Here is an 11,611-nt window from a genome sequence, read left to right as displayed (position 1 = left end):
GGCGATATCCTCACCATCAAACAAGATCTGTCCGCCTGCCACACGGCCAGGCCAGTCCACCAGCCCCATGACGGAAAACCCCGTGACGCTTTTGCCGGAACCACTCTCGCCCACGAGGCCCAGCACCTCCCCGCGCTCCAGTCGAAACGATACATCGTCGACTGCACGCAGACCGTTTCCTGCCTCGCCGGGAAATTCGGTGACGAGGTTTCGAACTTCAAGCAGCGCTGTCATCGGGCGTTCCTCGGATTGAGCACATCGCGAAGCCGGTCACCCACCAGATTGATAGATACGATCGTGATGAGCAGGGCGATGCCGGGGTAAAAACTGATCCAGTAGAGACCAGACAGAAGATACTGGTAGCCGTTGGAGATCAGCATTCCCAAAGAGGGTTGGGTGACCGATGCGCCCAGCCCCAGAAAGGAGAGCGTCGCTTCAAGTCCGATGGCACGGGCCACCTGCATAGTGGCTATCACGATGATCGGGGCAAGACAGTTGGGCAAAAGGTGCCGCAAGAGCACACGACGACCGGGAATGCGCAGACAGCGCGCCGCATCGATATACTCCTTCTCCCGTTCAACCAACGCTGTGCCACGCGCTGTACGTGCATAGGTCGCCCATTCCGCGACGATGATTGCCAACACGACATTCGTCACGCCATTGCCAAGAATGGCCAACACCATCAACGCCATGAGAATGGTGGGGAAGGACAGTTGCAGGTCCACCAGGCGCATCATGAAATTCTCGGTACGTCCCCCAAGATAGGCAGCCATAAGCCCCAAAGTGGTGCCGATAAGTGCGGCCGCGAATGCCGAAGCAATGCCGACAATCAGCGAGGTGCGCAGTCCGTACATGATGCCGGACAGAATATCGCGGCCCTGGCCGTCGGTTCCCAAAAGGTAGGGCACGCCTGAAAAACTCTCCGAACCGGGGGGCAGACGACTGTCCATAATGTCGAGCTGCTGCAGATCATAGGGGTTCTGCGGAGCGATCCACGGCGCGAAGATAGCGGTGAACAGTACGACAACCAGCCCGATGCATCCGACGAGCGCGGCCGGAGACGAGAAGAAGTGACGCAGCGCAGGCCAGATGCGCCTGCTGATCGGCCTCTGGCCGGTCCGCGCAATGGGGCTTTCAGCTTCAGTGGCGATTTTCGACTCCATGGCGCGTCAACCCTTGCCATCCAGCCGAACCCGGGGGTCCAGCAGCGTATAACAGACATCAATGATGAAATTCAGCGAGACAAAGAGCACCACCATCATCATCAGGTAAGCGACGATTACCGGGCGATCGAGCAGGTTGATGCTATCGATGATGAGCTTCCCCATGCCCGGCCAGCCAAATATGCTCTCGGTCACTATCGAGAAGGCGATCAAAGAACCAAACTCCAGCCCAATGATCGTCACGACAGGTATCATCAGGTTCTTCAGTATGTGCACCAGGATGATGCGGTTTTCCCGCAAACCCTTGGCGCGGGCGAACTTGACGTAATCCTGCATGATCACCTCCTGCACACCTGCACGGGTGAGCCGAAGAATGAGCGACGTCTTGAAGAGGGCAAGGTTCAATGCAGGCAGCAACAGATGCGACAGCCCATCCCACGTCAGGAAAGACCAGCGAACGCCAAACAACATGGCGGTCTCGCCGCGCCCATTGGACGGCAACCAGCCGAGTTGCACGGCAAACAGCAGGATCAGCATGAGCCCGACCCAGAAAGTGGGCAGCGAGAAGCCGAGAATGGAGCCGGTCATGATGACCCGTGAGGACACCCGGTTCGGATAAAGGCCCGCATAAAGCCCCAGGGGCAGGCCAACGACTATCGCGATCACCATCGCACAGAGCGCCAGCTCCAGCGTCGCGGGCAACCGCTCAAGAATCACATCGAGCGCCGGTTTGGAATAGACAAAGCTGTTGCCGAAATTCCCTTCCGTGAGACCGTGCAGGAAGCTCAGATATTGCTGCCAAAGCGGCCGGTCCAGCCCCAGGTTCTCGATCACGCGCAGCCGCTCTGCCTGGTTCAGGTCGGGGTTGATGAGAATGTCGACTGGGTTGCCAATCACATTCACACCCAGGAAAACGATCACCGTCATCGCAAGGATGACGAACCCCGCCTGAATTATGCGTCGTATGAGGGTGGTTACCATGATTTGTTGTCGCTTTCCGGCTCAGTCGACGCTGATCGCCATACCATCACGCTGTGGATCTGCAGCGCCGGAGGAGATCCCGTCCGTTATCCGGATACCATGCAGCGCGGCGAACGCATAAGCTTGTGGCGAGCGCAACACTTCATAGCCTTGCCCGCGCAGCTCTTCAGCCACGGAACGCCGGATCCGGTTGCAGATGTCTATGCTGTTGGACACGCCGACCAGTCGCGGTGCGGAGACAGCCGCATGAATATTCATGTCGAAGTCAATCATGTTGATGATCCCCTGGGCAACGGTGGGTGCAATGTAGCTGCCGCCGGGAGCGCCAATCACGATCGAGGGATTGTCGCCCTCAAACACAATGGTCGGCGCGGCTGAGCTCGCCCTGCGCTTGCGGGGCGCAATCGATGCGGCCTTCCCCGGCCGCGGGTCAAAGCGGCTCATCAATCCGTTGTACATGAAGCCCAACCCATCAGTGATGGCACCGGAGGGGCTCCCCAGCGAATGAGTCAAAGCCACGGCATTGCCCTGCTTATCCACCACCGAAATGTGTGTGGTGTCCCGCTGCGACATATCCAGCCGCTCAACGCTGGCCCGTTCTCCCCGCTTGATCTGTGCAGCAAGTTCCGCGGCGTGCTCCTTGGACAGCAGTTTCTCCACCGGAACATCCACATAGGCGGGGTCGCCCATATGCGTGTCCTTGTCGATGGTCATCCGCTTCATCGCCTCGAACAGCGTGCGCACATAGTCTGTGGAGCCGTGCTTCATCGCGGCGAGATCAAAGTTTTCCAGAATTTGCAGCAATTCGATCATCGGAAAGCCGGAGCCCGGCGGGGGGCTGGAGGCAATCCGGCGTCCGCGGTAGCTGCCCCAAACCGGTGCTGCTTTGGTGATTTCGTATTGCGCCAGATCCTCAAGCGCGATCAATCCGCCATTGGCTGCGAAATCCGCAGCGATCTGCTCCGCGATTTCACCGTGATAGAATATGTCTGAAGAGCCGCTCTCTGCGATCCGTCGCAGTGTACGCCCGAGATCAGGGTTGCTCAGTATCTCGCCGACCTCGCGAAGTCTGCCATCGCTGTGGAAATAGACGCGCTGGCCGGTTTGCGAGTATCGTAGCTTGTCCAGCGTATTCACCTGCCCGTCACCTGTCTGGTCCTTGGTCCAGTACCAGTGCATGTGCGGCCGAATCTTGAAGCCCTCTTCGGCATACTTAATGGCTGGCGCGATGAGGTCGCCCCAATCCCAGGTGCCGTAATCTTTCAGGGCGCGCTCATATCCCTTGAGCGAAGCGGGGGTGCAACAGGCCAGATAGCCGATCTCGGAGATGTTGTTTTCAAGGATGAAACCAAACCCGTCCCGGCTTTGCCCCAGAAGCTTGTCGAGCCACATATCGGGCGTCGCCGCGGAGGGCGCGAGCGCATAAAACTCCAGCATCTCGTGAATGCCGCGATCCGGCATGTAGACCTGCATCGATCCGAAGCCGCCAATGCCGCACATCTGCGGATCGACAACGCCCTGAACGAACGCACAGGCTAGTGCCGCATCAATGGCGTTTCCGCCACGTTCCAGCACTTCGGCGCCGGCTTCCACTGCCTCTGGTTGCGGAGCAACAATCGTAGCGTTGCGGTTCATGCGCGCATCTCCTTGAGAGTGCGGGTCAGGAAAGCTTTCGTATGACCAATGCATTTCATCCGATCATGCGCGACGCCCGGAAGCTGGTCGAAAGTCACATTTACCCCGGCCGCCTCGAACGAAGCCTTGAGACTGCGCAGCCGCTCGGGTCGGGTGGCACCGGCGTCATTGGCGCCTTCCATGAAATAGGCCGAGCCGGGTGCATGGGCGATCTCCCAGGTTTCGAGATCTGCATCACCGACAACCATGTGAACCGCGACGCGTGCGAGGGCTGATGCATCGAAGGGTTTGCCGAAACGCTCGGCCACGTCCCGCACGCCAACCCACCAATCGCGGTCCGGATCGAGGAGCGTCACCGATCCAGGTGCACCGATGCTTGCAGCCCATAGTTTTTCCGGATGGAGGATGGCGAAACGGTGCGCAAAATGACCACCGCCGGAATAGCCGAAAATCGCAAACTTCGACCAGTCCTGCCCATATTTCCCTGCCATCTCTTCGACCATGGACAAAAGGACTTCGTCGTAACGGATGTCGCCTTCCTGCATGTACTTGTAGCCCGAGCGAGCTCCATCACCGCGCACATTGACCGGAAAGATCGGGCACAGGATCGCGCAGTCATTGTAAAGACCGAATTCGGCGAACCCGTCGCGAAACTCGAGAGCCGAGGTTCGACCGGTTCCGTGGACGGCAACGAGCAGATCGACCTTTTTCCCCTCGGCGGCTGCCGGGGGAACATAGAGCATCATGTGGAACCGGGGATCGATGGTGGACGCTATGATTGCGGTTTCACCATAGTCATAGATGGCGCGCGCGCGCAAAGCCGCACCGCTGGATGCAAGCTCCTGCATGTGTACTCCTGAGATGTTTAATGCAGGCGGGCCCGATGGGACGCCTTACAGTGGGAGAAAAATGCGGGAGGCGATCCAGACGCCTCCCGCGAAGTCCGCGTCACTCGCCTGCTTTGTGCACTTCATAAGCGAGCGTGTATTTGTCCCCGCGCGGCTTGAACTCGATGCCGTTCTTCGCGCCCAGCACCACATTCTCGTAGTGCATTGGCAACAGCCACACATCATTGAATGTCGCCGCCGAGACATTCTGAAGGAGAGGTTCTCTTGTCTCTTCATCGAGCGTGGACGTCGCCTGATCCAGAAGCTCGTTGATCGCGGGAACATCGATGCCTCCGCCATTGTAGCGTCCGGTGCCCTTATCAGCGTTCCGTGCTGCCACAAGAGCCAGCGCCGGATTGGAGACTTCTCCGGTATTCACGCCCCAGGAACCGAGGAAGAGCGAATACTCGCCATCGGAATATTTGCCTGAATAAACCGACCAGGGCATCACTTCCACCTTGGTGTCGATGCCGATGCGCGAGAACATCTGGCCTGCGGCCTGCAAGACTTCACTGTCATTCACATAGCGTCCAGACGGGCCGTGAATGGTGAGGGCAAAGCCGTCCGGATAACCAGCTTCGGCAAGCAAGGCCTTCGCAGCCTCTGGGTCGTAGCCGACCTCCTCAACCTCGCCGGAATGTCCGAAAAAGCCTTCGGCAACGAATTGATGGGCAACCGTGCCGTTCTTCTGCATGACACGATCAACGATGGCTTCGCGGTTCATCGCCATCAGCAGCGCCTTGCGTACGCGAGCATCCTTGAAGGGGTTGCTGTCCAGTGGCGACCCATCCTTTGCGGTGGCAAAGGGTGTTTGATCGCGCGAAACGTCCATACCAAGATAAACGAGGCGGGTGGACTGACCGCGAATGATTTTCAGATCATCATTGGACTCGACCCGAGCCACACCCTCTGCAGGAAGGTTCTCGATCAGATCCAGATCGCCGGCCAGAAGGGACGCGAGACGGCCGCCATCGTCGGGTACAAGACGCAGGGTCACACGGGACCAGTCGGCCGGTCCGGCGAAATAATCCTCATTCCGCTCCAGTTCGATCCGATCCCCCGGTGTGTAGGAGACCAGTTTGAAGGGGCCCGTACCAACTGCCGCAGGACCGTTCTCAAAATCGGAAACCGGTGCGTCCGCAAATTCCGAGCTGATAATGCGAATGCGGCTGAGCGAATTCAGGATCATCGGATCCGGGACCGTCGTTTCGACCACAACGGTGTGATCGTCTTCGGCAGTCACATCGGCTATGTTGCGGGTGTAGGAAGCAAATGCCTGGCTCTCCTTGTCTCGGGCCCTGATGAGCGAAACCACAACGTCCTCAGCGTCAAAGGATGAGCCGTCATGAAAGGTGACGCCCTCACGAAGCTTGAAGCGCCAGTGCGTGTCGTCGACGACCTCCCACTCAGTTGCAAGCTGAGGCTTGTTTTCCGCCAAGCCGCCGCGATTGATCAGGCTGTCCCATATGTGGCGGCTGGTGGCGTTGTTCGGTGAATTGGAATCCTCATGCGGATCAAGCGAGGTGATGGGCGCAGCCATGCCGATTGAAAGCGTTGGCTCCTGCGCAGATGCGGGAATGGCGCCAGCGGCGATCAGCGCAATCACCGAAGCATGGAAATTCCGCCGGGTCATGAATTTGGTCAATCTCTTCCCCCTGGTTGTTTCGCGGCGGCCTGTGACCGGCCGTGATTTTTTGAACTGCGTGTTCTTCAACAGGCCTGAGTAAACAGTCGCTCAAACGAGGCTGTCAAACACATTCTGTGCTTGTTTTGTCAGATGAAACACATAAAATTCCCCAAAAGAGATCAACTTGATTTGAGATACCCATGCAGAATTATATAGTAGAATCAGTAGATAAGGCTTTGGACCTTCTTATGGAGGTGGCGCGAAAGCCGAATATCGGTGTGACGGATCTCGCGCGAAAAACAGGCCTGAACAAGTCGCGCGCTTATCGATTGTTGCATACAATGGAACAGCGACAGATCGTCAAAAGAACGAAAGACGGCGCCTATGGGCTGGGGGATGCCATGCTGGTTCTGGGAATCACCGCCAGTTCGCAAACGGATATGATCCGTCTGGCAACGCCCATTCTCGAAGAACTGTGCCAGCGGGTGAACGAGACCGTGCAACTGCGGACGATCGATGGCATGGAAGCCTTATGCGTCGCGAAGGCCGAGCCTTCGCGGGACCTGAGGGTGCATGCGAATGTGGGGCGCCGTCGTCCCCTCTATGCGGGCTCGCCCAAATGTCTGTTGGCCTTCCAGCCACAGGCTTTCATCGATAAATGCGTCCCGTTGAAACCTGCCGCGCTTACGGCAAACACGCCACGCTCCCGCAAAGCCATCCTTGCAGAGCTCACGCGCATTCGCCGCCAGGGATATTGTGTCAGCCGCGGTGAGGTCAGCGACCATCAGGTTTCGTGTGCTGCTCCCGTCTTTGCCTTGGACAACTCCGTCATAGCGACGGTGCATGTCGTGGCTCCTGCGTTCAGGGTTCAAGAGTCCGAACTGGAGCACATTATTCGACTGGCGACATCATCTGCAGCTCGGCTTTCCCGGGCCTTGGGTTGGAGTGATGAGGATAGTGTTTGAACAGGGAGAGACACTCCACCGGACTCAGACTCCGTGTCGAAACTGCTCATGAGTTGCACGACAAATCTGACGAAGATCGTGACGGGAGCTGGGAACTAAGATCGGCATCGAGCAAGCCGCGCATCAAGTGCCGATAGTGTTTGATCGGCTTGAACCCTGCGCCAAACCCGGTGCCCAAGCCGCCAATGATCTTCTTTGTCTCCGGGCGCTCCCGTAGATCAAGGAAGACTCCCGGCAATGGCGCGGATGTGACGTCTTCAGCTTGAACGGTTTCTGCAAATTGGGCAGGCGCTATGAGAAGAACCTCGTGGCCGCGCTTCTTCAGCCCCCGGGGCCAGCGCGGGATAGGGCTGAACATCGCCACGAAGGCCGAGCATATGGATGGAAAGACGCATTCTGAGGTCGCTGGATCACTGACCCAAAGACAAAAGCTAATCCTTCCCCCAACCAACGAACCGGTGCCGCACGGAGAAGCTGTAGGGAACAGCTGGCCTAAGCAACAGCCAGGCGTGTATTTTCAAGCCAGAACTGCAGCGCTCAAAGCTTGAGCATCATCGCGCAGCGCGCCTCTATGGGCAGCCCCGCCTTCTTCTCCGCCTCCAAAACATTCTTGAGAAATGGAGAGCTGTCCGGTGCCACCAGAGCAAAACCGCAAGACTCATAGAACGGCGCGTTCCACGGGACATCGCGAAAGGTGGTCAGCGTAAGCGACGACAGGCTCCTCGCCTTGGCCCATTGCCGGGCAGCATCGATCAACGCACGGCCTAACCCCTTTCCCTGATGTTCAAAATGCACGGCCATCTGCCAGATATGCAGCATTTCACCATGGCGTTCCGCACTCAGAAATCCGAACACATCTCGATCGACCGTGGCTACCCAGGACGACCCCCGCGAAATCAGCACACGGTGACGATCGGCTGTCTGCACATCATCATCGGCAATCCACGCCAACGCTGGTATCTGGCAGAAGGTCTCTCCGCTCGATCGTTCAATCTCCGGTAACAGGTCAGCGTCGCTCTCGATTGCGGGGCGTATTGTTTGCATGGCAAGTCCGGCTCGTTTTATGTTCGACACGCGGGCAGCATCGCGGGTGCCAATGGGCCTGCTCGCCCGGATCAATTGAAGGAATGTGATGGCATCTGCAATCACATTCCAGCGAGTCACAACGCCCTTTCTGCCACTTTGCTTTCAACCCGGGTCTCGGGCCAATCGATGGCACGTCCATCAGCCGCATACAGCCGGAGCGGTGCGACCGGCTGACCTGTACGGGTATCAACAAGGAGAGACCGCGCTTCGCCTTTCTGATAAAGATGCCCCTCCCCCCATTGACGGAGAGCGACGACCACGAGGAACAGGCCGCGTCCTTTCTCTGTCAGGGCATATTCCTGATAGGCACTGCCATCGGATGCTGGCACAAGCTCTAGAATGCCCAGCTTCACGAATTCGCGCAGACGGCTTGCCAGCATGCCCTTGGCGATCCCGAGATTTTGCTGAATTTCGCTAAAGCGTCGAAGCCCATCGAACGCATCGCGGATGATGAGCAGCGACCACCAGTCACCAATCGCATCCAGCGCCCGCGCAACCGGGCATTCCGCTTCCCGAAAACTCTTGCGCTTCATGACGCAACTCCCCTTACACGTCGAGTGGTTCTAAATTAGAACTGGATTTCGTTCCTGCCAAATGGTCTCAATATAGAACCAGAGGAAATGTGAGGCTAGATGACCACAGGAACCCAATCCGCAGAAGATGCATATCGTGTCGGTGCAGATGCACAGCGTGCACTGGACAGAACCAATCTGTCTCCGCTTGCCCTTTGGCTGTTCGCGGTCACATGCGGCGTTAGTGTTGCGAATATCTATTATGCGCAGCCCTTGCTGGATTCAATTGCGGCATCCTTCGCAATCGAGCCAAGCCGCATCGGCATTGTCGTTACCCTCACCCATGTTGGCTACGCACTCGGCCTCATACTCCTTGTACCGCTTGGAGATATGCTCGATCGCAGAAAACTGATTATCGGGCAGACACTCCTCTCTACGGGAGCTCTTGCAATTGTTGGAACAGCTCCAACGGCCACGATCTTCCTCGGCGGCATGATCGCAGTCGGTTTGCTTGCCGTCGTCGTCCAGTCCCTGGTGGCCTTGACCGCAACACTGGCCTCACCGCACGAGCGCGGGCAGTCTGTGGGCTTTGTGACGGCTGGGGTGATTATTGGCGTTCTCGGAGCCCGTTTCATTTCGGGCGCACTGGCGGATCTCGGTGGCTGGCGTCTCGTCTATCTGGCGTCGGCGGGGTTCATGTTCTGCCTCTCCCTGCTCCTCATGCAGGTTCTGCCAAGGCACATCCAGAGCGCTCGTTCGGAGAACTACTTCACCATCCTGAGGTCAATGCCCGGACTTTTTCTCCGCGACCCGTTGTTGAGAAGCCGCGCCATTCTGGCGTTCCTTGTCTTCGCCAGCTTCAGCACGCTCTGGACAGCGATGGTTCTGCCCTTGAGCGCGCAATCACTGTCACACACACAGATCGGGCTTTTCGGTTTTGCGGGGCTCGCCGGCGCGCTGGCAGCGAGCGGCGCCGGACGGCTGGCCGACCGTGGACTGGGGAACTGGACAACTGTGGCATCGCTTGTGCTTCTCACCCTGTCATGGCTTCCAATCAGTCTCTTGTCGTCGTCGCTGGTCCTGCTGGCTCTCGGCGTTGTGCTGCTGGACCTTGCGGTGCAGGCTGTTCACGTTACCAACCAGAGCCTCATCTTTGCCGCCCATGCCGGGTCGCACAGTCGGCTGGTGGGCGGGTATATGACATTCTATTCCCTTGGCAGCGCGGTCGGCGCCATCGCTTCCACCACCATTTACGAGGCGTTCGGCTGGACGGGCGTGTCGATGCTCGGTGCCGGGTTCAGCCTCACGGCGCTTGTATTTCTGGGGACGTCGCGGTTTTTTTTCCATCGCGTGCATGAAGATGTAAAGACAAGGTAGCGGCACCCTGCGAAACGAGTGCCGCCAACGGTTGGGTTTGCCGCACAGGCCGCGTTGACCTGTTGTTCAACGCCACGCCAAGCGCGAAGCAGTAACATTCTGTTGCACTGCTGGGACCGCCTGACGCCGCCTGAAGAGGTCATGCGCACTTTCGACGAGCTCGTTCTTCGGGGGAGGTTCGATACGTGGGCCCCTCGGACGTGCCGGCCTGGTATGCAAGCCGTGCGCAGACCATCGCCGCAGGTCAGTTGACCTGCGGTTGGAGGGCGACCTGGCGGGGTTTTTGTTGTTGATGTTGGTTGCGGGGGCAGGATTTGAACCTGCGACCTTCAGGTTATGAGCCTGACGAGCTACCGGGCTGCTCCACCCCGCGTCAAGATTTCTGCGTTTTGCCTGTTTTCATGACAAAAGGCCGCTTTTGCGGCCTTTTCTTGTGTTTGTTTGTGTTTTGAGAAGCTTTCCATGCGTTTAGCAGACCTGGCAGCGACCTACTCTCCCGCGTCTTAAGACGAAGTACCATCGGCGCTGGGGCGTTTCACGGCCGTGTTCGGAAAGGGAACGGGTGCAGCCGCCCCGCCATAACCACCAGGTCGGCGAAACGCATGTAATCGAGAAGCTGGTTGACCTTCCGGTCATTGATTGTTCGCCTTCGGGCAAAGCCAGCAAGGCCAAGCGGCCGTCGCGCATTTTTGCGCGTGCCGTCCGCAGGATAGCGGCTTTCGCCGCGCTCATCCGCAAGGACACGATACAGGCGAAGCCCGCAAGGCCGACTGGCCGTCGGCGCTTATGCGCCGCGCCCGCTGAGCGGCTTGCGAAGCAAGCTCGCGTGAGCGCTCGAGATGAGCATGAGCCCAGATGAGCATAAGCAATGAGAATGATTCAAGCCGATCGAGTTATTAGTACCGGTAAGCTTCATGCGTTGCCGCACTTCCACACCCGGCCTATCAACGTGGTGGTCTCCCACGACTCTCAGGGAATACTCGTTTTCAGGTCGGTTTCCCGCTTAGATGCCTTCAGCGGTTATCCGTTCCGTATATAGCTACCCTGCTATGCGGCTGGCGCCACAACAGGTCCACCAGAGATACGTCCATCCCGGTCCTCTCGTACTAGGGACAGATCCTGTCAATATTCCTACACCCACGGCAGATAGGGACCGAACTGTCTCACGACGTTCTGAACCCAACTCACGTACCGCTTTAAATGGCGAACAGCCATACCCTTGGGACCTGCTCCAGCCCCAGGATGCGATGAGTCGACATCGAGGTGCCAAACAACCCCGTCGATATGGACTCTTGGGGGTCATCAGCCTGTTATCCCCGGCGTACCTTTTATCCGTTGAGCGATGGCCCTTCCACGCGGGACCACCGGATCACTATGA

The 11,611-nt window shown here is 58.1% G+C and carries 10 protein-coding genes, 1 tRNA gene, 2 rRNA genes and 1 pseudogene; 3 read left to right on the top strand and 11 right to left on the bottom strand.

Translation table 11 applies throughout. The features are described 5' to 3' along the window. From QZ638_RS18510 to QZ638_RS18485, 6 genes are all read right to left on the bottom strand, one after another. Positions 1-234: ATP-binding cassette domain-containing protein (locus tag QZ638_RS18510; protein WP_295813382.1), on the bottom strand; the 234-nt coding region annotated here is incomplete at its 3' end. Beyond that, positions 231-1,163 (bottom strand): ABC transporter permease, encoded by a 933-nt coding sequence (locus QZ638_RS18505; protein WP_295813381.1) that lies wholly within the window; start codon positions 1,161-1,163, stop codon positions 231-233. The genes QZ638_RS18510 and QZ638_RS18505, both read right to left, overlap by 4 nt. Positions 1,164-1,169: 6 nt before the next feature. Beyond that, entirely contained in the window at positions 1,170-2,144 is a 975-nt protein-coding gene (locus QZ638_RS18500; protein ID WP_295813380.1) for an ABC transporter permease, read from the bottom strand. Between the two features lie 21 nt (positions 2,145-2,165). Then, positions 2,166-3,779, bottom strand: a complete 1,614-nt coding sequence (gene ggt, locus QZ638_RS18495) for a gamma-glutamyltransferase (RefSeq protein WP_295813379.1) — start codon at positions 3,777-3,779, stop codon at positions 2,166-2,168. Next, entirely contained in the window at positions 3,776-4,627 is an 852-nt protein-coding gene (locus QZ638_RS18490) for an alpha/beta hydrolase (protein WP_295813378.1), read from the bottom strand. Before QZ638_RS18490 ends, ggt begins: the two co-directional genes overlap by 4 nt. 100 nt (positions 4,628-4,727) lie before the next feature. Continuing rightward, on the bottom strand, positions 4,728-6,299 hold the full coding sequence (locus tag QZ638_RS18485) for an ABC transporter substrate-binding protein (protein ID WP_366936258.1): 1,572 nt from the start codon (positions 6,297-6,299) through the stop codon (positions 4,728-4,730). Between the two features lie 194 nt (positions 6,300-6,493). On the opposite strand from QZ638_RS18485, the gene QZ638_RS18480 reads away from it, so the two are divergent. After that, positions 6,494-7,258: an IclR family transcriptional regulator gene (locus QZ638_RS18480; RefSeq protein WP_295813376.1), complete on the top strand. Its 765-nt coding sequence runs from the start codon at positions 6,494-6,496 to the stop codon at positions 7,256-7,258. 537 nt (positions 7,259-7,795) lie between these two features. On the opposite strand, the gene QZ638_RS18475 is transcribed toward QZ638_RS18480, so the two are convergent. Both QZ638_RS18475 and QZ638_RS18470 read right to left on the bottom strand, forming a co-directional pair. Then, positions 7,796-8,302: a GNAT family N-acetyltransferase gene (locus QZ638_RS18475; protein ID WP_295813375.1), complete on the bottom strand. Its 507-nt coding sequence runs from the start codon at positions 8,300-8,302 to the stop codon at positions 7,796-7,798. Positions 8,303-8,418: 116 nt separating this feature from the next. Then, positions 8,419-8,877: a helix-turn-helix domain-containing protein gene (locus tag QZ638_RS18470; protein WP_295813374.1), complete on the bottom strand. Its 459-nt coding sequence runs from the start codon at positions 8,875-8,877 to the stop codon at positions 8,419-8,421. Between the two features lie 99 nt (positions 8,878-8,976). On the opposite strand from QZ638_RS18470, the gene QZ638_RS18465 reads away from it, so the two are divergent. Together QZ638_RS18465 and QZ638_RS18460 are read left to right on the top strand one after the other, a co-directional pair. Continuing rightward, a complete protein-coding gene (locus QZ638_RS18465; protein ID WP_295813373.1) occupies positions 8,977-10,233 on the top strand; it encodes an MFS transporter in 1,257 nt (418 codons plus the stop codon). 99 nt (positions 10,234-10,332) lie between these two features. Beyond that, positions 10,333-10,469 (top strand): annotated as a pseudogene (locus QZ638_RS18460) (aldo/keto reductase); the annotation flags it as partial. 60 nt (positions 10,470-10,529) lie between these two features. Here QZ638_RS18460 and QZ638_RS18455 read toward each other — a convergent pair. From QZ638_RS18455 to QZ638_RS18445, 3 genes are all read right to left on the bottom strand, one after another. After that, positions 10,530-10,606: transfer RNA gene (locus QZ638_RS18455), tRNA-Met, on the bottom strand. A gap of 102 nt (positions 10,607-10,708) precedes the next feature. Continuing rightward, positions 10,709-10,823 (bottom strand): 5S ribosomal RNA (gene rrf, locus QZ638_RS18450). A 285-nt stretch (positions 10,824-11,108) separates the two neighbouring features. Continuing rightward, positions 11,109-11,611, bottom strand: a 23S ribosomal RNA gene (locus QZ638_RS18445); the annotation flags it as partial.

It is taken from the genome of uncultured Nitratireductor sp. (genome assembly GCF_913053745.1).
GTDB lineage: Bacteria > Pseudomonadota > Alphaproteobacteria > Rhizobiales > Rhizobiaceae > Nitratireductor.
Note: the sequence above shows the minus strand (reverse complement) of the source record. Positions and strands in the feature narration are given on the sequence as shown.

Coding starts and splice junctions, on each gene's coding strand:
- QZ638_RS18505 (WP_295813381.1), bottom strand. CDS start 1,163: ATGGAGTCGAAAATCGCCACTGAAGCTGAAAGCCCCATTGCGCGGACC.
- QZ638_RS18500 (WP_295813380.1), bottom strand. CDS start 2,144: ATGGTAACCACCCTCATACGACGCATAATTCAGGCGGGGTTCGTCATC.
- ggt (WP_295813379.1), bottom strand. CDS start 3,779: ATGAACCGCAACGCTACGATTGTTGCTCCGCAACCAGAGGCAGTGGAA.
- QZ638_RS18490 (WP_295813378.1), bottom strand. CDS start 4,627: ATGCAGGAGCTTGCATCCAGCGGTGCGGCTTTGCGCGCGCGCGCCATC.
- QZ638_RS18485 (WP_366936258.1), bottom strand. CDS start 6,299: ATGACCCGGCGGAATTTCCATGCTTCGGTGATTGCGCTGATCGCCGCT.
- QZ638_RS18480 (WP_295813376.1), top strand. CDS start 6,494: ATGCAGAATTATATAGTAGAATCAGTAGATAAGGCTTTGGACCTTCTT.
- QZ638_RS18475 (WP_295813375.1), bottom strand. CDS start 8,302: ATGCAAACAATACGCCCCGCAATCGAGAGCGACGCTGACCTGTTACCG.
- QZ638_RS18470 (WP_295813374.1), bottom strand. CDS start 8,877: ATGAAGCGCAAGAGTTTTCGGGAAGCGGAATGCCCGGTTGCGCGGGCG.
- QZ638_RS18465 (WP_295813373.1), top strand. CDS start 8,977: ATGACCACAGGAACCCAATCCGCAGAAGATGCATATCGTGTCGGTGCA.